A 22,867-nucleotide genomic window follows, 5' to 3' on the forward strand; every position below is an offset into this window, starting at 1 on the left:
AGGAGACCTCTTAGGTCTCCTTTATCTATGTTAGCTCTTTTTTTGCACTTAAAGGCCAATCTGGTCGGGATAGAATTGCTCTTCCTATACCTACAAAATCTATTTTTTCTTCTTCAACAACTTTATTTGCATACTCAGGTGAAGTAATACCTCCTGCTACTATAACAGGTTTAGTTAAATTCTGATTTATCTCTTTTGCTACAGTAACAAAATAACCTTCAGTATTTTTTGATCCGCGATAACCACCGAGTCCACCAGATATATCTATAATATCTACTCCTAGCCTTACAAGTTCTTTTGCTATCCAGATTGCATCAGGGGTAGTTAAACCTTTTTCAAATTGATCTACGGCTCCTAAACGATATAACAAGAGTTTATCTTGTACTACTTCACGTATATCCTGAGCTATTTCAAATGATAATCTAGCACGGTTTTCTCTAGAGCCACCATATTTATCTTGTCTATGGTTAGTTAAAGGTGAATTAAATTGGTTCAGTAAATAACCATGAGCACCATGTATTTCTACACCATCAAACCCTGCCTTCATGGCCCTTTCTGCAGCCTTTATGAAATCTGTTTTTATTTCAGAAATCTCACCAATAGAAAGTTTTTTAGAATTTATTTCTTCCTTTCCTGGAATAGATATACCTGAAGGGGAAAAGGGCTTACACCTATGATAAGCTTCACACCCTGCATGACTCAGTTGAATTATAGCTACTGTTCCTGTACTTTTAATAGCAGACGCTAAACTAGATAGACCATCAATCATACTATCTTCTGCTATAGAAAGTTGTCTTTTACTAAATCTACCAGCCTCTGAAATGAAAGCATGCTCTACTATCACTCCACCAAGTCCTTCTTTAGCACGTTCATAATAATAATTAATCGTTTTATCAGTGACTTCTCCAGTAGGAGTAGCCTTTTCACTTGCCATAGGTGGCATAATAATTCTATTTTTAAATCTATAATTCCTTACTTTTTTTGAAGTAAAGAGCCCAGACATGTTTTCTCCCCCCAACCCAAAGTATATAAATTTGGTCACATGATAATTTTATCACAAGAAGTTTGTGTAGTATATTATATTGACCAAAAAATTCTCCTTTCATAATATATAATACCCGCTATGACTAGAGCATTTACTAAACTCTATGTTTTTCTAATTCAGATTGAAAATCTCCAGCCAGTTTTTTCAATTGTTCATTATAACTACTCATCTCTTTTATTCTATCAGAGTATTCACTAACATTTGAACTCATTTCTTGTGAAGCGGCACTATTTTCTTGTGCAATTGAAGCTAATGAATTTATACTTTCGAATACTTGGTTCATATTTTCAGTTTCCTTTGATAAACTTTCAACCATATCCGCTATTTTATCAGTTACTTCATTAATATGATTAGTTGCATTTCCTGTTTCATCAGCAGTATTCTGTAAAGTATTGGAACTTTTTTCTAAACGAGAAAATTGATCAGTTATATTATTAACTAATATATCCACTTCACTCACAAAATTTCGTAGATTATCACTAATAGTTGAAACAGCTTTACCGGAATTTTCGGCAAGTTTTCTTACTTCATTTGCTACAACAGCAAACCCTCTACCATGTTCACCTGCTCTAGCTGCTTCTATAGAAGCATTAAGTGCTAGTAAATTTGTTTGTTTTGCTATTTCTTCAACAGTAGTTACTATCTGTAGCATATCTTCTACTTTTTGTGCTAGCTCTTTACCTTGAGTATCAATTCCAGCAAATTGTTCTCTAATATTATCAATCTCTTTTGAAACACCAGTAACATCTCCATGAGCTGTTTTTAGGTTACTAACTGCATTTTCTAATAATTTTTTATCTTCAAGTTCTTCATCTGCTATTTTTTGAATGTTTTCTACATTAGTTTGTAAACTACTAACAGAGTTCTCCGTTTCTTCAGCTTGATGCATTGCCCCTTCAGATACTTCTTGAACCATAATTGATATTTCACCTGAAAGTTCCTTCATTTTTTCTCCGACATCTCCAAAACGCTCTGCAAACTTGTACAAATCATCAGTTCCACCTTTTAAGAATAACAGATCTGTTTTAATATTATTCTTAGCATCAAATATTTGTTCTGCAACTGTTTCTAAATTATCCCGTGTAGAGAGTCTAGTACTTTGAGAGAAATTTAGGTTTTTTAATTTTTCTATTTCTTTTGTTAATGTTTTTATAGGTGCTAACACAATTTTAGCAGCTAGATATATAACTAAAAAACTGATTGCTAAAATTATTAAAAGTTTTGGTTGAAAACCAGTTAATAATCCTACAGTAGTAGTTATAATAATACTACTTGCTGCAGAAATTTTACTTGCCATACCTTTAAAAATACCTAATGATAATACTTTACTTATCGAATATTTTTTCGTCCCTCCAACACTTTTTTCAGTTTTAATGATAACCTCTACATATTTTTTATCTTCTGATGTTTCATCTCTTTCTAATTCTTCTAGTTCAATTTTTTCATTAAAAAGATCTCCTACACCTTCCACTAATCCTAAAAAATAATCAAATAAACCTCTATGAGACACATATCTTAATTTAATAGTATTAGGTGCTAACTCTTCAGATTTTAACCCTGGAGGGTTAGCACCTTTTATCATTTTAGTTAACTGTCTATGTACTTCATCCATCATCATTAAAAATTCTTTAGCAGAGTTTTGAGCAAAATAAGATGGAAAATATTTTTTAAAAGACCATAGATTGTTTCTTCCCATTGCCCGAAAAACTTCTTGGCTACTTTTTCCTTCTAGTTCAGCTACTTTTTCTACTATACCACGTGCCTGATCATCTGACACGTCCATAGTGGGAGTGATAATTTCTTCACCATCCCATCCCATATCAGTAAGTACTTTAGCCACCTTATCTTCTCCAAATAGTTCTTTTAAACTATTAATCCATACTAAAACAACAGTCCCTTTCATACCCTTTCATACCCTTTCATACCCTTTCATACCCTTTCATACCCTTTCATACCCTTTCATACCCTTTCATACCCTTTCATACCCTTTCATACCCTTTCATAAATTTTACCTCCATTCTATCTTATTCACAATTATTACTTCTACAGAATCTATCTAATACCTGTTTCTTTTTAAAAATGATAATTATTTCTAAAAAGAAACAGCTTGGCTAACAGCCAAGTAATTATAATTTAAAATTTACTTAATTTTATTTTCGACTAATTCTTAAAACTTGAAATCGCATTAATAAGTGATTTATCAGCCAAATACCGACTAATCCCGTTAAAGCACCTACACTATCTATGATTACATCAACTACACTTCCACTACGTGTTGGGACAAAAGTTTGATATGTTTCATCAATAATAGCAAACCCCACTGTAAATATAAAAGCTTTTATCATGTTTAAGTTATTAACTGATACGAGTGTTTTATTAATAGCTCGATACATCAATATTTGAAGACCAGCATACCCAATCAAATGACCTAATTTAAGTGGAACTGGAAAATAATCGAGAAAAAAACTTCCGGACTGTTGTCCGGAAAGAAATAGTATTATTCCAATATAAATTAACACTGGTATATAATACTTTATAAAGTCTACCATCTTTTCTGAGGGTAGCATATAATACGCTCCTTATAAATTCTTTATACTATATTCTATATACTATATTCTATCCCTACCGAAAGCGATTTATCACTTGTATGAATAAATCTTTTGCAACTCCTATTTCCTCAACATTTAATAATTTAGAAACAATTAAATACACAGTCCCACCTGTTAATGTTGGTATAATCAACTTAAAAATCGGTATATCTGGTATGATCCATAAGGTAAGGTACATAGTTCCAATCATTCCCAGTACAGCTAGAAATATTCGTCCACTATTGTGAGCAAAAGTCACAAATCCAAAAGGTCCAATTAACCTTCGAACACCTATAAATAATAACGTAGTACCAGCTGTCATAGATAAGCTAGTAGCAAGGGCTAACCCCCCATGTCCTAAAGGACCGATAAGTAAGAAGTTAAATAGCAAATTAACAACCACCATACCCATTGCAACTCTCATAGGGGTTTTAGTATCTTGAAAGGAATAAAATACCCTACTTAATATTTCACGTAGTGATATTGAAAGCATTCCAAAAGAATAAAAAAGTAATGCGAATGCAGTACGTTGTGTTGCAAGGGTATCAAATTGGCCTCTTTCAAAAAGTACTCTAATTATAGGTTCACGCAGTACAATAGCTCCTGCCATCATTGGTAATACTAAAAAAACAATACTAGAAAGTCCAGTTATCATCAGTTCTTTTAATCTATACATATTTTTTTTCGTTACACATTCACTAAATGAAGGATACAAAACAGTAGCAACAGCCATAACAAATATTCCATGTGGTAAAGTATAAACTTTAGATGCATAGTTTAGAGCTGAAATACTACCTTCATCTAGATTAGAAGCTAACATCCTATCAACAAGTTTATTTAATTGTAACACCATATTTCCAAATAAAATTGGTGCCATTAGATATAAGCTTCTTTTTACAAAAGGGTGAGATAAGTTTAGTTTTGTAATCAATGGTGCCTTTAGAGAAATTGCTTTTGGTAGTAGTACAAAAAAATTCATCGAAAATCCAAGAAGTGTTCCAAAACTAACTATTTCAATTCCAAATCTAGAACCTAATACTAAAATAAAGAACATGATAATTATATTTTGATAAATCCCTACAGACACTGGGATAAAAAATTCATTATGAGAATGTAAAATTCCTTTTAAAACACCACCAGCTGCTAAGAAAATTATGACGGGAAGCATAATTCTTGTAAGTAAAATAGAAAGTTCTCTTACTTCACCTGTAAATCCAGGTGAGATTACAGAAACAATCTCTGGAGTAAATAATAAACCAAAACCTACAATGGCAGTACTTACAGCCACCATAATCTTAAAAAAGGTCCCTACAAAAGTACTTAACTCTTGTTTTTTATCTAATCTAGCTTCTGTATATAACGGTATAAAAGTTGTCGCTATAGAAGCTCCAATTGAAGCAAATAACATTTGTGGTATCACAATTGCAATTAAATATGCGTCTGTTTCAAAGGTAGCACCGAACTCTCTAGCAAGTGCCATTTCACGAAAAAAACCAAACATTTTACTTAATACAGACACTAAAGTTATAGTACTTGCTGCTTTAATAGCTTGTCCTCTTTTCAAAAATCCTCACTCTCCCGCTTATTATATAGAATCTATGATTTTTCTGATTTCTTGTTCTTCTCTAATTAATGCATAATAATGTACTTTTCTAAGAACTTCTTTTAACCAGGGACCTGAAGATTTATTAACTTTTCTCATGATTTTATCTCCACTATACTCTTTCTTAATATTAGCATATAGTCTAGTCAATTCTTCAAATATGGCTAAATCTCTCCTTAGCCCTTGTATAAAAGAAGTTTTACCTACAACAATTCTACCAACAAAATTACCTAAAAGAAAGTATTTTAATAACTTTTCATCACGTATCGTCACTAATTCTAAAGCATATAGTTCTTTTTTTGTCAGTTCTTTATGAGTTGAGTGAAATCCTCGATAAAATTGTTTCATAAAATTGAGAAATTTACTAGATACGGGATATACTTGTTTTAGGGTATGAAGATTTAAATTTAGAGTAGATAAAAACACTAAAGCCATGATTAAATCTTTATTAGAAATATCACTAAAATACTCTTTAAAAGGCTTAGAGGTAATTAATTTATTAATTTCTTTTGATGATCTTTGTATTTTATAAAAATCAGAGTTAAAACCATCTTCAAATATTGGTAGTTTATAACATACACCTTCATCATTTAATTTATAAAAAAACTCTAGGATCTTTTCAATATCTTTTTCTTTACTTATAACTCCCTCTATTTCTTGAAAAATACGTTCTTTTGAAACCTGAGAAAAATCAATTCTACTTTTCTGTAAAAGCGAATAAAAATGATCTGATAATATAAAACCATCAACTTGAAACCTAAATCCTCTAAGAACTCTAATTGGATCCTTTTTAAATATTATATCACTAACAGGTATAATTTGCTTTTCTTTTAAGGCAGATAAACCATTAAAAGGATCAATTATTATATTATCACTAAGTCCCTCACTGAAAAAATCCTTTAAAAATACCGCCATAGCATTAATGGTAAAATCTCTTTTAGCTAGGTCTTTTTTAATATCATCATCTACTAATAATGTAATTTCAACCATCGTACTATTAGTATCCTGCCCTAATTGTAATTGATAAACACCCCTTTTTACATCTAACGGGAAAAAAGTAATTTCTTTATTATTTAAAACCTCAATCACTTTTTTATGATTTTTTTTACAAAAAGCTAAATCTATATCTGATGGTGTCCTACTGCTAAGAATATCTCGAATTGTTCCACCTACTAAATATCCATTTTCAAGTATATCCTCACTTATTATTTCTTTTAACATAACTAACCCCTTCAAAAAAAAGCCTCCTTCAGAATTTCCCAGGAAATGAACTATGTGAAATCTCGTACCATTAAATAAAGGATTCACCTTCATCTTTTCCTAATAGGGTACCCAACTTATCTCTATCCTGTTTCCAAAGTTCATATGGGATTGGTAGAGTACATGCATAATATTTATGTTTATTTAGATATGATAATAATTCTTTAATTACTTGATAAAAATCAATCTTTTCAAGCTGTTCAAGTAACACCATGCAATTTACAAAAAAAGTAACTTCTTTGTCAAAGTTTTCGGTATTTTCTCCTATAAATGCTACCTCACCTTTAACATTTAATAAAAACCGATCTTTATCATCTATATTTTCAAACTGTGGGTTGGTTAACTCAGCAAAAGTAAAACCTTCCTGAAAGAATAATTCTCTACTAGTTTTATCTATTTGATTAGTAAACATTTCTTCTCTAATATCAAAGGTAGTGGTTATATTATGTGGTAGATCCTGATAATAAAAAATCATCCATCTAGAATGAAAATAAAAACCATGTTTTTCACCTACTTTTTGTGCTGGGTAATTATCTAAGTTTGTTACAAACCTAACAATATTTGCTCCTTCATAATTAGCTCTTTCTGTTAACCTACCAGTTAACTCACCACCAGCGCCTAAATTATGATAATCAGGTCTTACTCTCATGCCAGCTAACCAAGCTTGATTAGAAGTCTGAAATTTTAATAGACAACAAGCAACTATCTTATTACTTTCTTCTAATAAATATAATCCACCACGTCCCATTGTTAACCACCTATCAATAACATATGGTAGATAGTCATGATTAAAGTTATCACTAATTGACAATATTTCTTCTTTATCCTCTAATTGTGCTTTTCTAAAGTTATAAGATACTTTTTTCATAATTTCCCCCAATTAAAAATAGTTGAACAGGAATTCTCTTTTGTGAACAGAATATTAAATATATAACATAGTACGGAGTGATTTAATATGGTTAACATTTTTCAAAATACAACACCAACACAAAGGTTGAAACTCACTTCTTTAACAGATAAAGTAAAAGATTTTTTTCGTCCGGGTTCTATAGTACGTGCACAAGTTGTAAAATCTGAGGGTAATAAAGTTGTACTTAATTTAAATAACAACCTATTGCAAGTAAAATCCGAAATACCTTTAAAAGAAGGTCTTTGGATCTCAGGTAAAGTTCATACTGAACCTTTTGGTAGTACTTATCTAAAACTACTAGAAGACCCAAAAGAACTTATGATAGCTGAAAAAACAGAGCAGTTCATAAAACAACATAACTTTTCTAATGAAAGTCTTACAAAAGGCTTAGTTCAGACTGTACTGACATTAGGAGAAAATCCAACCTCACAGTTAATCACAGAATTAGAAAGCTACTTTACTTCAAATATGTTTGAAACAAATGATTTACAGGAAATAGCTTTTTTACACTTAAACCGTCTTCCTATAACTAAAAAAACTATTATGATGGCAAAAAAGATCCTAAATATTCAAGAAAATCAATTACCAAGTGAACTTTTTTTAATACCCGCACCAGAAATTACAGAAGATAATAGTTTTGATACATCTATTATGAAGGCATCTTTAGATAACTTATTTAAAATATTTTTTTCAAGTAGTAAAGAACAATCCACAACAATTTCTGATAACCTAAATACTGAACCCTTTGAACTACTAGAACTTACTAGAGCATTAAATGCTACTAATAATACTAATCAGTTTTGGGGATTTTTCTTACTACAAAGCGAACAACAAAAAACCCCAGGGGAATTTTATTTACAAAAGTTTAAAGAAAAAAACTCGAGTTACTATAAAAATCAATCTAAAAAACAAGATATTACTTTAGGTATTAGTATAACTCCTAATAATTTGGGACCTTTAGTTATCCGCGCCCATTTTCAAGATAAAGTTATTTCATTCCAAATAGCTTGTGAAAAAGATACAACCCAAGCTTTGATACAAAACAATCTTTCTTTTTTAAAGGATAGGTTACAAAAATCTAAATTAACCATTGCAAAAATAGATGTAGATAAAATAGACTTTTCTTATCAATCATACCAAACTGAACTTGCTAAAACACCACTTAAACCCCATGGTAATTTTGATTACTTAATTTAATGGAGGTATTTTATGTCTAATAAAACTAATAAAGCAACTGCATTAAAATATGATCCTGATAAAAATTTAGCCCCACAAATAGTTGCTTCAGGAGATGGTTATATTGCAGATGAAATTATAAAAATTGCTGAACACGAAGGTGTATTTATCCATAAAGACCCAAAACTAATTAATACCCTCTCTAAACTAAACCTATATCAGGAAATTCCTGAAGAGTTATATCAAGGAGTAGCTGAAATTTTAGCATTTATACATAAATTAGAAACACAAAGTTCTCTCTCTGAAGAGTAATTTTTGGTATTATTAAATTATTACAGATTGCATATTAATTATAAAGAGGGGGGGCCTAATATGAAATATATAATTATATTAACAATTCTTGTTTCAGGTCTCTTATTATTTACAGGCTTTATAGTCGAAGAAGATAAGGCTGAAATAGCTTTTTCAAAAGAACTTAAAAGTATTGAATCTGAAGTTTATACCTTTCAAGTTAATAATAAAACAGTACAAACATCAGATAGTGAGTTTCAATTGTCAGTAGAACCTTTTATAAAAGACCAAGAATTATATATATCAGTCTTTGACTTAGTTGATCTTATAAATAGGAGTATTTATTATGATGATCACATAATAGTAAAAGCTAAAAACAAGGAGTTTAGTTTTGATAGAGATACAAAGTTTATTCGACCATCAGATATATTTAAAATGTTAAACTATAGTGAAAATAAAAGTGGTGATCAAATTACTTTTTCAAAAAATGATGACGTTTCCTTTAATAAAATAGAAAAACATGATTTACCAACCATTAAAGAATCAGGTATTAAAACTAAAACTCAGGATGGTAATAACAAATTAGTAGTAATTACAAGTCGTGGTGAAAAATCAACTGGTGGATATAGCACCGAAATAACACAAGTTACAACTTTACCTTATGATGATAAAACTTTATTAGTTATAGCAAAAACAGAAGATCCTGATGATGATAAAATTCTACCTCAAGTAATTACTTATCCTCAAGATCAAATTATCATTGATTCTAAATATCAAGACTATAACTTTAAATTAATTGCTATCTAGACTATACCGCTCGTTGTGAGCGGTATTTTTCTATAGCTAGACTAATAAATATAATTAAAACCATATGTCCTAAAGTTCTTGTTATTATTCTAGTGATTGTATTATAAAAAAATGGAACTGGAAATATCCGAATTAGATTATGTGTATCAGGGTTTAATAACCAATAATCATTATCAAACATCCAAATATGGAGCTGATCATACCAAAAATCAAAACCTAAATAAAATATTATTCCTAAACTAGCCATAATTACAACTCCAATAAGACTACTCCATTTTGTTACTATAGCTGCAGAGAGAACTTTGTTATCTAAGTTAAGCTTTCTTTTAAAATAAATCACACTAAAATATCCAAAAGAGAAAAGTAATATAATACTTATCCCTAATATGATATATCCATTTTTAAAAAGTTCACGAACATCATCCATATGAATTAACTCTCGTTCAGTAAATAACTGTTCTTTTTCACCATCAATTACTGCAATAATATCTATATCATCTCTTGCTAGTTTTAAATACTCTAATATCTCACCTGTTATTCGATACAATTCAGGTTCCGTTATTTTAGTAAATTCAACACGATCAAGTTCTTCAAATTGTACTTTATAGTGAGAAAAATCAAAAACTACTAATGCAAAGTTAATAAAAAACACAACATTTAAAATAAATAGACCAGTTAAAAAAAGTAATATACCTTTTTTTCTTTGCTCTGAGGTTAACTTCAAAAGATCACCATCCATTTAATAAAATATCATAAATAAGAAAGGAATAACTAATTTTAATGTTACTAATCTACTTAAATGTAAAAGTGAAACTTTAATAGGATCATAACCCTCTTTTAGTGCTAAGCCTGTCATTACTGTAAAACCTGCAGGAGCACTAGCTAAAAAACATACAATATAATCCCAACCAGTAAGTTTATAAATACCATAGGAAACTAGTAAAGAAGAGCCTAAGGTAAATACTACCGAAAATAAAAGTGGTATTATAAGATCCCCAGAGAGAATTAACTCAAGTGTTTCTGGTGAAAATTGATTACTAACCATCAAACCTATCCCAACTAAAAACCAACTAAGTGTATGTGATGGTGGTACTTGTATAGGAATATCTAGATATGTTGCTACTACGATAAAGATTAGTCCCCCAACTAAACCACCTGCCGGAACACCTAAGTATATTAACAAACCACCAAATAACCCTGCAGCTACAAATGTAAGAACTAATCGTTCAATTCTAAGTGGAGGGTTTTTTTCACTTGTGATTGATTTTTTAAAATTATCTGTACCCATACTCTTGTTCTTTAACTGTATATATCTAATAATAGGTGGGAAGATCATCATAGTAGCTAGGATCCGAAATACATGAAATAGCACCATAGTAATTGCATCAGCCTGTGTATCATGGGCTAAAATAGTCATTTCAGGAAGTCCACCTATACTTGAACCTAATATACCCGTAACAATATCTAGTGGACTAATCATAGCAATTATATAACCAAATAATAAGGTGATTATAACTGCCCAACTTGAGATTATAATAGCCGGAAGTGCTATCAATCTAAGTGATCTAAAAGCATCTCTGTCAAACTTAGCACCTACCATAACACCAAGTGCAATTTGTAATAAAAAAACAATAGAATCTGGTAAGTATGGTAAGTCTATACCCATAATTCTAAGAGTTCCTACTATTAATATCCCTCCCAAGACGGGAGCAGCAGGAATGTTTAATTTGTCACCAATTTTCCATCCTAAAACACCTAGAGAATATAATAATAATAAACCAAAGATATTATACATAATATGGTCTCCTTTAATAAAACTCATATATTTTCTGATAGTGCATATAATCTTAAAAGTTCTGTTCTTTATTATTGTTTCGATATACTAAATGATTTTCCTTTTCTATATTTAAGTAAACACAAATTATTTAGAAACATACCCGTAAATCATTTTTTAAGGAGGTCAAAATAAAATGAACATAAAAATAGTTGACTATCATCCAAGATATCTTAAATCTATAAAAGAATTATTTCAAAAAAGTGATCTCTACTGGCCAGGTAGTCTTTTTCAAGGAATCACTTTATCAACTAAAAATATCATAGAATACATAGGATCACAAGATATAAAATTTCTGTTATTAGCAGTTAATCCAACAAAAAACAAAGTACTTGGTTATTTAGAGTACACAACTCATCCTGAAAAGTATCATACAGGATATATTTCACTCTTAAATGTTCATCCTGAATATTTGCGACAAGGTATCGGTAAACAATTACTAGAAAAAGCTATTTCTAAAACTGTAAAGCTTGGTTACTCGAGATTAGATCTACATTCTTGTAGTGGAAATTTTCGAGCTATTCCTTTATATAAAAAGTTAGGTTTTGCTTGGATAAATGAAGGAAAATCTACTAAACTTGAAAATTATATGCCATTAATATTAAATTTTCCACCTTTCAAACAACTTTTTTTCGAAAAAAAGTGGCAAGACATGCTACTCCCAAGGTCAGAGTTAGAAGAGGACCATCACCCTACAGTAAATAATGATATTCTAACATACAAGTTTAGGGACAATAGATCACAATTTGAAGTTTTGCTAGACAGAAAAGCTAAGGGGATTTCAGGGTTCAAAACGAAAAATTTTAACTGTAAAGTAGATATAGATCTCTTAGAAAATAATACGAAACAATTTTCTGCGAATTTAACCATAAATAAGTCTAATGTTAATATAAGTGAGTCAGAAATACTAACTTCTACCTCTGTTAAAGAATCTAAATATACTCATCTTTTTACCCCAAGAAAACATATAGTCAAAAATAAGGTTAATAATCATGATATTAAAGAACTGAATACAGATTTTCTTATAGAAAAACCGGATACTAATACTACACAATGTCAAGATATAAATATTACCCAAACTACAAAAATAAAAATTGATAATGGAGCTCCCTTTAATTTAACAACTCATAAAACATTAAAAGCTCCTCTAGAAATAAATCTAACCCCTAATCCTATATTGAATTTACAACCAAATAAACAAACTATTTCTTATCTAGAGATAAAGAATAATCATTCTTATATCAGAGAAATCCATTTACAAATACAATCATCAAAGGATATAGATCTTTATTTAAAGAACAACCGACATTATATTACTAAAAAAAGTGATAACACTATCTCTATAACTTTACTGACAAAAAATAAAAGTACTATCTCACTCCCCCTAATTATTTCAGGAAAAGACCCTGGTCTTAAAGAGCTGACTGTCACCGCCAGTACAACGCCTAGATTACTAGGTGTATGGTCTAACTGTAAGTTTAATAGAACTTTTACATTACCTGTTTTCAATGATAATAGTACAGTTGTTAATTATACTACTTCTAGTAGTTTCAGATTAGAAACTTCTAAATTGTTATTAGAAGTAGATAAAACTACTGGAGGGTATACTTTATACGATAAAGAACTTGTGCAGTTAAAAGAAAACACACAAGATGGTATTTTATTACAAGGTTCACCAGTTAAAATGGGTCCGCCTTTCTGGCCCCATGAATTTGATAAGTTAACTCCACAGGGATATATAGATTCAGATACAATTACATTAATATTTGATTCTAAAAACTCTCCTGGGGTTCAAGTTGCTACTCATTTAAAACTTTTAGCAACTGGAGAATTAGTAAAATGGGCAAGTTGTACAAATCATACTCAAAATAACCAATCCTTTGATCTCCAAATAAAAACTAAGGTACCTAAACATCCAAATATGAAAATAATAGCACCTTTAACTGATGGACCTCTCATTGAAGATTATTTACCAGGAAGTTTTCCAGTACCTAAATTAGATTTTCCTGATGCTAAAAATAAATTTAGAGATAATTATTATATTATAAGCTGTCAAGAAAAAGAAATCATCTGCGAGTTTCCAAAAGATACACACTTTTCTCTTGGTGATAATTATCTTCCGATAATTAAAGATAGAATTACACTTAAACCAGGTCAAAAACGAATTAGTCAGTCGTTAACCTATCATGTAAAATCTAAAAAAAGAAATCAACTAGTAAATGGAAGCTTACATAGATCTGGAGAAATAAGATTAACACCTGAAGTAAAAACAGTTATAACATCACCACGAAGTTTACAATGTTATTTAAAATTACGACGCCAAAAACCTTTTACTGGAATATATCATATATTTAATGATGATAATGAATTAATAAAAACAAAAAAACTTAGCATTTCACATACAGAAAAACCTATAGAAAAAATCACAATACCAGCAGAAAAACAGTTTAGTGCTTGTGCCAAGAGCTATACTATTCAATTAGTGGGCGATCGAAAACAATCATTTTTATTTCCTGTTATTCGGTTAGGCAATAATAAATATAATGTCTCTATAGAACAAAAAAATGATAAAGTTCATATTAATAATGGTACTATTTCATATAATATAGCACCTAACTTTGCAGGGTCAATTATAAAATTACAAGACAAAGATAAAAATCTGTTATATTCAACATATCCTGATAAAAAAAGTTTTTCTTGGTTTAGACCATTTTTAGGAGGGATAACTCCATTTATCCATACTATTAATGAAGATCTGTCACAAAAACAGTTATTAAATGTAACTCCTACTACAAATCAGGCGACAATAAACTTACTACAAAGAACCTTTCAAGGCTCAACATTTGATTATTATTTATCTGATAGCAAACTCATCTTATCAGTTCAATATTATACACTACCTAAAAGTAACTTATTATATTGTCTACTAAAGGTTACTAACTTAAATAGTAAAGTTGAAGAAATAAATTTTGGAACGATGGTATCATTAAATATTAATAATGAACAAGGTGAATTTCACCCGTTAGATAAAGATCCTTTTATATTTCCTAGAACTTATCCTAAAACTTATTTAACCAAGGATTTTTGTAGTATCAAAACTCCAAATAAAGCTTTAGCATTACTCGCTTTTGGACATAAAATAACTCTTATAGATAGTGCTAGTGATGGAAATGTAATTAGTGTGAATAACACAAAGGTTATTGAACCAAACACTACTAAATCTCTTCAATTACTCTTAGCTTTTACAAATACAATACAAGAAGCGAATATCTATAAGCATTTATTGTGGAAAATGTTTTAATTATTAACAATAAATACACATAAATTCCACAAAATACCTTAAGATATCCACAATGTTTTCCACAAAATGTTCACAAATATTAACACCCGGCCTTTTTTACCGATTTATTAATCGGATTACGGCCGGGTGTTTTTCAGCCATTCAATTAAGTCAGGAATAGTTGTTACTACATCTAAATCATTTGTTAATCTTTCTAAAGCTTTTTTTGCTTGTCCTTTAGTGTAATCACTTATATTCTTTGAATCAATTTTATATAACACAACAGGTTTATTTTGTCCTACAGCATATTCTAACAGTTCTAAATTTCGTAAATTACCATTTCCAAAAGGAACAGGAGCTAATACAACTACATCAGCTTCTGATACGGCTTTTTTGCCTCTTTTATAACTATCATCATCAATCGTAGAAAATGGCTCACATACTACAGAACTAAAGCCTAATTCGCCTGCTTTTTCATAATCAGAATCCCCAAGATTAACTACACCTAAACTTACCTGGCAGTTTTCTGTATATAAAGAAGACATTATCTCTTCTCCTTTACCACCACCGCCAATTATATGGACCTTAAGTCCTTTTAAAGGTAACTCTTTTTTCAAGGTTTTTACATCTTGTTTTTTAGGTGGTAGGGTTACCATAGGTGATCCTGTAACTGGATTTTTAATAATAGCAACCTCTGTATCATAAACTTTACCTAAGTTTTCTTCTGTTAATACTTCATGAGAAGTTCCGTAAGTAACTATTTCACCATTATCCATTAATATTAATTCTTTACAGTATTCTGAAGCTAAATTTAAGTCATGCAATACCATTACAATAGTTAAATTAGCTTCATTATTTAGCCTTTTCAGTAAATCCATCAATTCTTTTTGATAACCCATATCTAAAAAAGTAGTAGGTTCATCTAGTAATAATAATTTCGGAGTTTGTGCAAGAGTCCGTGCTAATATTACCCTTTGCTTTTCTCCTCCAGAAAGTTGAAACATTTTTCTATCTCGTAAATGCCAACAGTTAGTTTGTTCCATAGCCTGTTTTACAATTTCCTTATCTTTAACAGACATACGAGAAAATCTACTCTGATAAGGAACTCGTCCCATAGCTACTAGTTCACTAACAGAAAAATTAAAGTTAATAGTATTTTCTTGAGAAACTACTCCCTGTTTTTGCGAAAGTTCTTTTATATGATATGAAGATAGTTCTTTATCATCAAGGGTTATAACACCTTTTTTAGGCTCTAGATAAGATGTTAAATTTTTTAAAAGTGTACTTTTACCTGAACCATTAGGTCCAAGGATTCCAACAAAATTACCGGGTTCAACTTTAAAAGAAAGGCCCTTTAGTACTTTTGAAGACGGGTAACTAAATGATATATTATTAACTGAAATAGATACTGACACTAGCTCTCACCCCGGCTTAAAAATAAAATTGACCACGCTTTTGTTTTAATAAAATTAAAAAGAAAGGTGCCCCAATAAAGGCAGTTACTATCCCTACAGGAATTTCTGATGGACCAAACATAGTTCTAGCAAACACATCCATCCAACAAAGCGAAATACTTCCAAGTAACATAGAACCTGGAATAATCACTCTGTGATCAGGCCCTAATAATAACCTAGTAGCATGAGGTACAATTAATCCAATAAACCCAATCATACCACTTACTGATACACTAGCTGCTGTAATTAATGATGCAGCTATTAATAAGATTTTCTTGACCTTTTCAACAGGTATACCAAGATAAGTAGCTGATTCCTCACCTAATAAGATAATATTTAAATCTCGAGAAAAGAAATATATAATAACACCTGCTATTAAAAGATACGGAAACAAAATCTGAACATGGTTCCAGCTAGCTAGATTAAAGCCTCCAGAGATCCAAAAAAAGATACCTTGCATATCCTCACCTGATATCAGCATTAGAAAAGAAATAACTGCTGATAAGAAAGAACTAACTACTACTCCAGCTAACAATAAAGTAACAGGCGGGACCCTCCCCCCCACTCGTGCTAGTGAATAAACTACTATAAGTGCCAACATTCCTCCAATAAAACTAAAACCAGGTAACCCAAAAAATTCTGGTAACATAAGACTATTTAACCCTTGAAGTAATAGAAAAATACTTGCTCCTACAGCCGCACCACTCGATACACCTATTGTAAAAGGGTCTGCTAATGGATTTCTTAAAAGTCCCTGATATGTAGTCCCAGCTAAAGATAATGCTGCACCTACCATTAAACTTAAGAGTGTCCGTGGTAACCTTAAGTTGATTACTATATTTTCATGACCTTGTGACCAGTCCTGTTCTACAAAAGTCGATAATCCGGGTAAGTATGATGTTATTATTCTATAGGTATCTATAATAGTAATATCAGCTACACCAATTGCAGTAACTATTCCAAAGGTAAATAGTAAAAGACAAAATAACATTATAAAAAAAGTAGTACGTTTAAATAACATAATACTCCTCCAGCCCAATTACTCATGGAGTAACTCAAATAATTCAAAAGCTCCATCTATAATTCGTGGTCCAGGGCGACTTAATAAGTCTCCATCAACTTCAACTACTTTATCTTCTTTAACGGCAGTTAACTCAGAAAGTGCTCCCATATCTTCTAATACATTCGTATCAGGAAAAGTTGTTATAATATAATTAGGATCTTTCTCTATTAAAATTTCTTGGTTTAGTACAAAATAACCTTCGTCCTTTTTTGATGCTATATTATTAGCACCAGCTAATTCTATAACTTCTGACATAAATTCACCGTCTCCTACAGTATATAACGAATTAGTATCTAACAAGAGAAATACTGATGGGAACTCATCTATTTCTTGTGTTTTTTCTATTAAATCATCATGTTTACTTTCAAACTCATCTAATAGTTCTGCTGCCTCTTCGGTTTGATCAAATAATTCACCTAATGTGTCAATCATCTCTAAAATTTCATCAATATTTTTTGGGTCATAAACCATGGTGTCAATATCCATTTCAGCTAATTTATCTTGAACTTCACCCATGGTCTCACCAGCACCCATTAATACAATATCAGGTTCTAGTGAAACAATCTTTTCAACATCTAAATCCATAGCATCTCCTACTTTAGGTTTTTCTATTGCTTCAATTGGGTAATCACACCAGTTAGAAACCCCTAAGATATTATCTTCTAATCCCAGTGCATAAACTATTTCAGTTAGATTTGGCATCATAGTAACAACTGTCTCTGGTTGATTTTTAAAAGAGACTTCATTCCCAAGACCATCTGTTACAGTTTTAATACTATCAGTGTCTACTTCATCTTGCCCATCACAAGCAATAATAGTAACACTAGCAATCACGATTATAATGACCATAACAAAAAGTTTCTTATGTAACACTCGCCCTCACTCCTTAATATAATTGTTATTTCTTTACTTTTTATAAATCATATATTATTATAGCAGTATCTCACATTTTGAGCAATCAGAGGTGATCTAATGACAATGATCGATAGCTTTATCAGAAATTTAAAACCTTTTAAACTTTGGCTTAAACTTTCTACATTAATTTTTTTTGGAAGTGCTTTAGTATTTGGAGTATTTTCCTTTTTATTTCCAGATGTTATCATTAATGCTTTTCATGGATATTTTGGTGAAATAGAACAAATGGGTGACAAAATTTTTGGAACTAATCCGTTCTATGGTACAGCGGTTCTATTTTGGAATAATTTTACTGCTGTATTAGTCATGATATTTATGGGAATTATCTTAGCTCTACCGACTTTCTTTGCTTTATTAGTAAATGGTGGTGCCCTTGGAGTACTAGCTTCAATTCTAACACTACAAGGTGAAAATCCCCTTGTTTTCTATGGCCTTGGGATCTTACCGCACGGAATTTTTGAAGTCCCGGCAATTTTAATAGCTGGTGGTTTAGGACTAAAAATAGGTTATCAAATATTATTTCCTCCTGAAGGTATAAATCGTGGTTCAAATTTAAAAAATAATATCAAGGCTGGAATCAAAATACTACCAGGTATCATAATAATGTTAGCAGTAGCGGCGGTGATAGAAATCTTTATCACACCCTTTATGCTTGGGTTAGTTGCAGAAATCTAAATCAGGAGGGATACTGTGGAAAATAACATTACAGCTAATAAGGTGAGATCTGCATATGGTGGCGAAAGTCAAGCTTATATGCGCTATCAAGTTTGGGGACAAAAAGCAAAAGAAGAAGGCTATCCTAATATAGCTAGACTATTTAAAGGTATAGCATATGCTGAAGAAGTTCATGCTAATAATCATTTCAAAGTCTTAGGTGATTTAGAGGGTGATTTTCTAGTAGCATCAATGGCAGGCTTTGGCCTAAAGGATACTAGAACAAATCTAGAAGGAGCTAAAGCAGGAGAGGATTTTGAAATCCATGAAATGTATCCAGCTTATTTAAGGATTGCAGAAATGCAAAATGAGTCTCAAGCAAAACAAAGCTTTAAATGGGCATTAGAAGCTGAAAAAGTTCATAGTACTCTATTTCAAAAAGCTATTGAAGCTGTTGATAATAACACTGATCTTGAATTTGATGAAGTGAGTATTTGTGGTCAATGTGGATTTACTACAACTGAAGGCACACCTGAAAAATGTCCTATTTGTGGTGTTAGTAAAGAAAGGTTTAGAACTTATTAGAAAATTAGCCCCGAAAATTCGGGGCTCTTTTATATCTTCTACATAATATATCTCTTGTTCAATTAACATATTATTAAATTGATCTAGAAAATATGCAAATAGATAACTTCTTCCATTTAGAAGTAATGTCGGATACCGTAATTTTGTAGTCATAGGTAAACTATTCAAAGAATCTACCTTATACTGATAATACTCAGAGCTTACTTCTGAAAAGTTAGAAACAAATAGGTGATAAGTCAAGTAAAAATTAGGATTGATTGTTTCTAGAAAACTTAAATAACTTGTGTCATTCTCAATAATGACAGTTCTACTATCTTCATTCCAGTAAACCTTTGTACCTAATACTTCTGCAACTTCACGTATTGGTATCATCGTTCTTTCATTAATTATCATTGGCTTCGTACCAAGATTTATAGGTTCACCATTTAAATAACTAGTATTACTATCTAAATAAATCTGTATTTCATTATGTAATTTATTGATTTTAATAGGTTCATCTGGACCACCATAAGATATTTGAGCTCCTAGAGCGTCTCCTAAAGCCTTGATAGGGATAAGTGTACGTCCATTATCTACTACTGGAGGTACATCTAAGGTCAGATGACCCCCTTTAACATTTACATCAATTTCGTAAGGGTCATAATAAAACAAAAGCTCTTTTTCGTTTATATTTTGTGCCCAATCTTTTGCTTTTATCTCTACTAAATTGTCACCAGGTTCTAAGTCTAGATTATATTCAAAACTTTGATTTTCATTTATATTTACATCTTCTCCATTTATTTTTAATGTTACACCTTGTGAATACATATCAAATGACAAATCTTCTACTCTTCCACTTAATGTATAATGTGATGTATCAACTTCTTTTTCTGTATTAGTATCACAGGAAAATATCAATTCTGGTGGTTCTCTATCGATAGCAACCAATTGTGAGGTGTTCTCCCAGCTATTACTCGCAAAAGGATCCTCACCACTAGGTAAGCCGTATACATCTAAAAAGTAAAATCCACTTTCTAGAGTAGCTCCATCACTTGTTTCACCTTCCCATGGGTAGCTCAGAGTTCTAGGTCTTTTTAAGTTGGTTCTATTATATAATGTGTCAACTTGGTTTTGGTTTTCATCATACAATACAACTTCTAACTCTTCCATAGGTTCAAAAAAATTAATATTTATTTCACCAGTTTGGTTATCACTTACTGTCAAGGGGGATACTTCTAAGTCTAAAGATTTATTTACCTTTCTTAAATCTTTAACTGCCATAAAAGGTATTTCAAGACTTTCTCCACCTGTAACATCTTCTATTTCAATAGTTCCTTTATATTTTCCTTTTGGCAAATCTTCTGCATAAGCTTTTAAATCTATGTCTATATTCCGTTCAGCGCCACCTGGAACTGTAAAGCTACTGACACTGGGATCTATTATTAGGTTATAATGACTGTTTTCAAAGTTAATTCTTGCTCTATAACGCCTAGTTCGTCTACTAGTATTATGTATAGTTAATGATTCACTATCTTCATACACGTTTTCTCTTATATCAATAGCTTTGAAATTTAAACTTCCAGGTGTCACAACTGTATCAGTTGTTAATGCATCATAAGTTCTAATTTCTCCTGCCCCTTGGGTACTAAGCTCATAACGCTCACCAAGACTGTTTGTTAAAGGCTCAGATGTATTCATTAAAGCTGCTTTTATTTTTTCAGGTGACCAGTGACTATGCTCCTGTTTCATAAGTGCTATACTACCAGAAACAAAAGCAGCTGAAACAGAGGTACCTTCTGACCAAGAATAGTCTCTAGCTAGCCATGTACTAAGAACCTTCTTTCCTGGTGCTACTAAGTCTGGTTTTAACGTTTTTGCACTAGAATAGCCTCTAGAACTGAAATCAGCTATCCGAGAGCTTGTCCGCATACTAGCCCAAGATGATCCACTATTTATTTGATTTTTTATATTTAACCCTTCTTCTCTAGGTATAGATATAGTCGGTATGTAATCACCTGGCTCCACAAGAGATCCATAAAACATCCCTGGTTCATCGTTATATATAATAACAGCTTTTGCACCAGCTTCTTTTGCGTTTTGTGAAATTTCTCTGTAAGTCGCATTTCCTCGTTCCACTAATGCTATTTTATTATCTACTTTACTTTTTCCGAACCAAGTAGTAAAATCCCTATAACTTTCACCACCTGAAATATGTACAATTTTTTTTGTTAAAAAATCCGGCGCTGGAGAGTATAACATAAGCTCACCAAAGATTGTGCCGTTAACATTTGGGGCATTAATTCTTACTTGATCTGCCCCTTTACCTGAAGCACCCACTGTAATTATCGAGTCCTCATAATCTTCAAAGTGATCAGGATAATCTAGTGTATTGTCACCAGGGCCATTATTCCCTGCAGCTAAGACGACACTTATTCCTTGTTCTACAGCCGATTCTAAAGTCTTTGCTATTAATTGTCCCACATGGGGATCACTCGATCCAAAACTCATGTTAATCACATCTGCTGCGTTAGGAAGACCTCTTCTTCGATTACTAACTATCTGTTCTAATGCAGCTAAAATATCGTCTGTACTACCTTCTCCCCTAGAATCTAGTACTTTATAAGCTAATATATTTGCATCAGGAGCTACCCCTTGCAAATCTCCATCCCCAGCTATTAGTCCAGCAACATGAGTTCCGTGTCCTTCGTCATCTAAAGGATAACTTCGCCGATTCACATAATCATAACCATCTACTACTTTATAACCCGAACCAAAACCTCCACCAAGGTCAGGGTGTTTATAATCCACACCTGTATCTAAAATAGCTACATTTACTCCATTCCCTCGAAGCGAACCATAAGGTCCTAGATCCCAGCTATCTTCAACCTTTAATTCAGGATACACCCGATGTCCTTTTGCTTTTACCTTACCAACAGGATATACCTTCTTAACTTGTGGTAATTGAAACAACTTATCTAAATCTCGTTTATCTACAATAGCTGAAAAACCATTTATAACTTCTTTGTAGTTATGTTTGATTTCAATATCTAAATCTGTAATACTTTTTTTAAATTCATCTTGTTCTTTTTTGATACGACTCTCATATTGATCTTCCATAGAACCTAAAAACTGTTCATCTTTTTCATTTGGATGGTTTCTCATTTGAGTTTCTATTGAATCAGTTTGCAGTTTTATTACTAAATTAAGTGGCTCATTTAATTCTTCCTTACTTTCAACCTCATACAATTTAAGTAGGTCATCAACAGAGAAAGCAGCTGTTTGTTCCTCTGTATTACTTTTTTCTTCAAAAATAGATTCATCTTCAATTTCTTTACTACTTACATCTTCTACACCAACTAATACAGTAGATACCATTAAAACTGATAAAGTTGTTAACAAAAATCCTTTATAAATTTATATCAC

The 22,867-nt window shown here is 31.3% G+C and carries 17 protein-coding genes and 1 pseudogene; 6 read left to right on the forward strand and 12 right to left on the reverse strand.

The window, feature by feature from the left end; translation table 11 throughout:
* Nucleotides 1–25: 25 nt before the first annotated feature.
* From CDO51_RS00615 to CDO51_RS00640, 6 genes are all read right to left on the reverse strand, one after another.
* The gene (locus CDO51_RS00615) at nt 26–1,003 is read right to left on the reverse strand and encodes an oxidoreductase (protein ID WP_089022365.1); all 978 of its coding nucleotides are present in this window, start codon (nt 1,001–1,003) and stop codon (nt 26–28) included.
* A gap of 136 nt (nt 1,004–1,139) precedes the next feature.
* A complete protein-coding gene (locus CDO51_RS00620) occupies nt 1,140–2,948 on the reverse strand; it encodes a heme NO-binding domain-containing protein (RefSeq protein WP_089022366.1) in 1,809 nt (602 codons plus the stop codon).
* Between the two features lie 247 nt (nt 2,949–3,195).
* A complete protein-coding gene (locus CDO51_RS00625) occupies nt 3,196–3,612 on the reverse strand; it encodes a VanZ family protein (protein WP_089022367.1) in 417 nt (138 codons plus the stop codon).
* Nucleotides 3,613–3,667: 55 nt separating this feature from the next.
* The gene (gene murJ / locus CDO51_RS00630) at nt 3,668–5,197 is read right to left on the reverse strand and encodes a murein biosynthesis integral membrane protein MurJ (protein WP_089022368.1); all 1,530 of its coding nucleotides are present in this window, start codon (nt 5,195–5,197) and stop codon (nt 3,668–3,670) included.
* Nucleotides 5,198–5,218: 21 nt separating this feature from the next.
* Nucleotides 5,219–6,472 carry a tRNA nucleotidyltransferase/poly(A) polymerase family protein gene (locus CDO51_RS00635; protein ID WP_158212254.1) on the reverse strand — a complete coding sequence of 418 codons (1,254 nt, stop codon included), beginning with the start codon at nt 6,470–6,472 and terminating at the stop codon, nt 5,219–5,221.
* Between the two features lie 55 nt (nt 6,473–6,527).
* Nucleotides 6,528–7,364 (reverse strand): GNAT family N-acetyltransferase, encoded by an 837-nt coding sequence (locus tag CDO51_RS00640; RefSeq protein WP_089022370.1) that lies wholly within the window; start codon nt 7,362–7,364, stop codon nt 6,528–6,530.
* An 87-nt stretch (nt 7,365–7,451) separates the two neighbouring features.
* Between CDO51_RS00640 and CDO51_RS00645 the strand changes: the two genes are divergently transcribed.
* The 3 genes from CDO51_RS00645 to CDO51_RS00655 are packed head-to-tail and all read left to right on the forward strand — an operon-like array spanning nt 7,452 to nt 9,680.
* A complete protein-coding gene (locus tag CDO51_RS00645; RefSeq protein ID WP_089022371.1) occupies nt 7,452–8,603 on the forward strand; it encodes a flagellar hook-length control protein FliK in 1,152 nt (383 codons plus the stop codon).
* Nucleotides 8,604–8,615: 12 nt separating this feature from the next.
* Nucleotides 8,616–8,894 (forward strand): EscU/YscU/HrcU family type III secretion system export apparatus switch protein, encoded by a 279-nt coding sequence (locus CDO51_RS00650; RefSeq protein WP_089022372.1) that lies wholly within the window; start codon nt 8,616–8,618, stop codon nt 8,892–8,894.
* A gap of 60 nt (nt 8,895–8,954) precedes the next feature.
* A complete protein-coding gene (locus CDO51_RS00655; protein WP_089022373.1) occupies nt 8,955–9,680 on the forward strand; it encodes a protease complex subunit PrcB family protein in 726 nt (241 codons plus the stop codon).
* Nucleotide 9,681: 1 nt separating this feature from the next.
* Here CDO51_RS00655 and CDO51_RS00660 read toward each other — a convergent pair whose 3' ends face one another.
* Nucleotides 9,682–10,404 carry a TIGR01906 family membrane protein gene (locus CDO51_RS00660; RefSeq protein ID WP_158212255.1) on the reverse strand — a complete coding sequence of 241 codons (723 nt, stop codon included), beginning with the start codon at nt 10,402–10,404 and terminating at the stop codon, nt 9,682–9,684.
* Between the two features lie 15 nt (nt 10,405–10,419).
* Nucleotides 10,420–11,475 carry an AbrB family transcriptional regulator gene (locus CDO51_RS00665; protein ID WP_158212256.1) on the reverse strand — a complete coding sequence of 352 codons (1,056 nt, stop codon included), beginning with the start codon at nt 11,473–11,475 and terminating at the stop codon, nt 10,420–10,422.
* Nucleotides 11,476–11,650: 175 nt separating this feature from the next.
* Here CDO51_RS00665 and CDO51_RS00670 point away from each other — a divergent pair, with 175 nt between their 5' ends.
* On the forward strand, nt 11,651–14,815 hold the full coding sequence (locus CDO51_RS00670) for a GNAT family N-acetyltransferase (protein WP_089022376.1): 3,165 nt from the start codon (nt 11,651–11,653) through the stop codon (nt 14,813–14,815).
* Nucleotides 14,816–14,931: 116 nt separating this feature from the next.
* Here CDO51_RS00670 and CDO51_RS00675 read toward each other — a convergent pair whose 3' ends face one another.
* Genes CDO51_RS00675 through CDO51_RS00685 form a run of 3 tightly spaced genes read right to left on the reverse strand, consistent with a single transcriptional unit; the run spans nt 14,932 to nt 18,184 of the window.
* Entirely contained in the window at nt 14,932–16,209 is a 1,278-nt protein-coding gene (locus tag CDO51_RS00675) for a heme ABC transporter ATP-binding protein (RefSeq protein ID WP_089022377.1), read from the reverse strand.
* 16 nt (nt 16,210–16,225) lie between these two features.
* On the reverse strand, nt 16,226–17,269 hold the full coding sequence (locus CDO51_RS00680; RefSeq protein WP_240503445.1) for a FecCD family ABC transporter permease: 1,044 nt from the start codon (nt 17,267–17,269) through the stop codon (nt 16,226–16,228).
* Nucleotides 17,270–17,287: 18 nt separating this feature from the next.
* Nucleotides 17,288–18,184, reverse strand: coding sequence for an ABC transporter substrate-binding protein (locus tag CDO51_RS00685; RefSeq protein WP_089022378.1), 897 nt, complete (start codon nt 18,182–18,184; stop codon nt 17,288–17,290).
* Nucleotides 18,185–18,283: 99 nt separating this feature from the next.
* On the opposite strand from CDO51_RS00685, the gene CDO51_RS00690 reads away from it, so the two are divergent.
* Nucleotides 18,284–18,901 carry a stage II sporulation protein M gene (locus CDO51_RS00690; protein ID WP_089022379.1) on the forward strand — a complete coding sequence of 206 codons (618 nt, stop codon included), beginning with the start codon at nt 18,284–18,286 and terminating at the stop codon, nt 18,899–18,901.
* A 15-nt stretch (nt 18,902–18,916) separates the two neighbouring features.
* Entirely contained in the window at nt 18,917–19,465 is a 549-nt protein-coding gene (locus CDO51_RS14540; RefSeq protein WP_089022380.1) for a rubrerythrin family protein, read from the forward strand.
* A 306-nt stretch (nt 19,466–19,771) separates the two neighbouring features.
* On the opposite strand, the pseudogene CDO51_RS14865 reads toward CDO51_RS14540, so the two are convergent.
* Nucleotides 19,772–22,819, reverse strand: a pseudogene (locus tag CDO51_RS14865) (S8 family serine peptidase); the annotation flags it as partial.
* Nucleotides 22,820–22,867 lie beyond the last annotated feature (48 nt).

Origin of the sequence: Natranaerobius trueperi (assembly GCF_002216005.1) — a bacterium.
Lineage (GTDB): Bacteria > Bacillota > Natranaerobiia > Natranaerobiales > Natranaerobiaceae > Natranaerobius_A > Natranaerobius_A trueperi.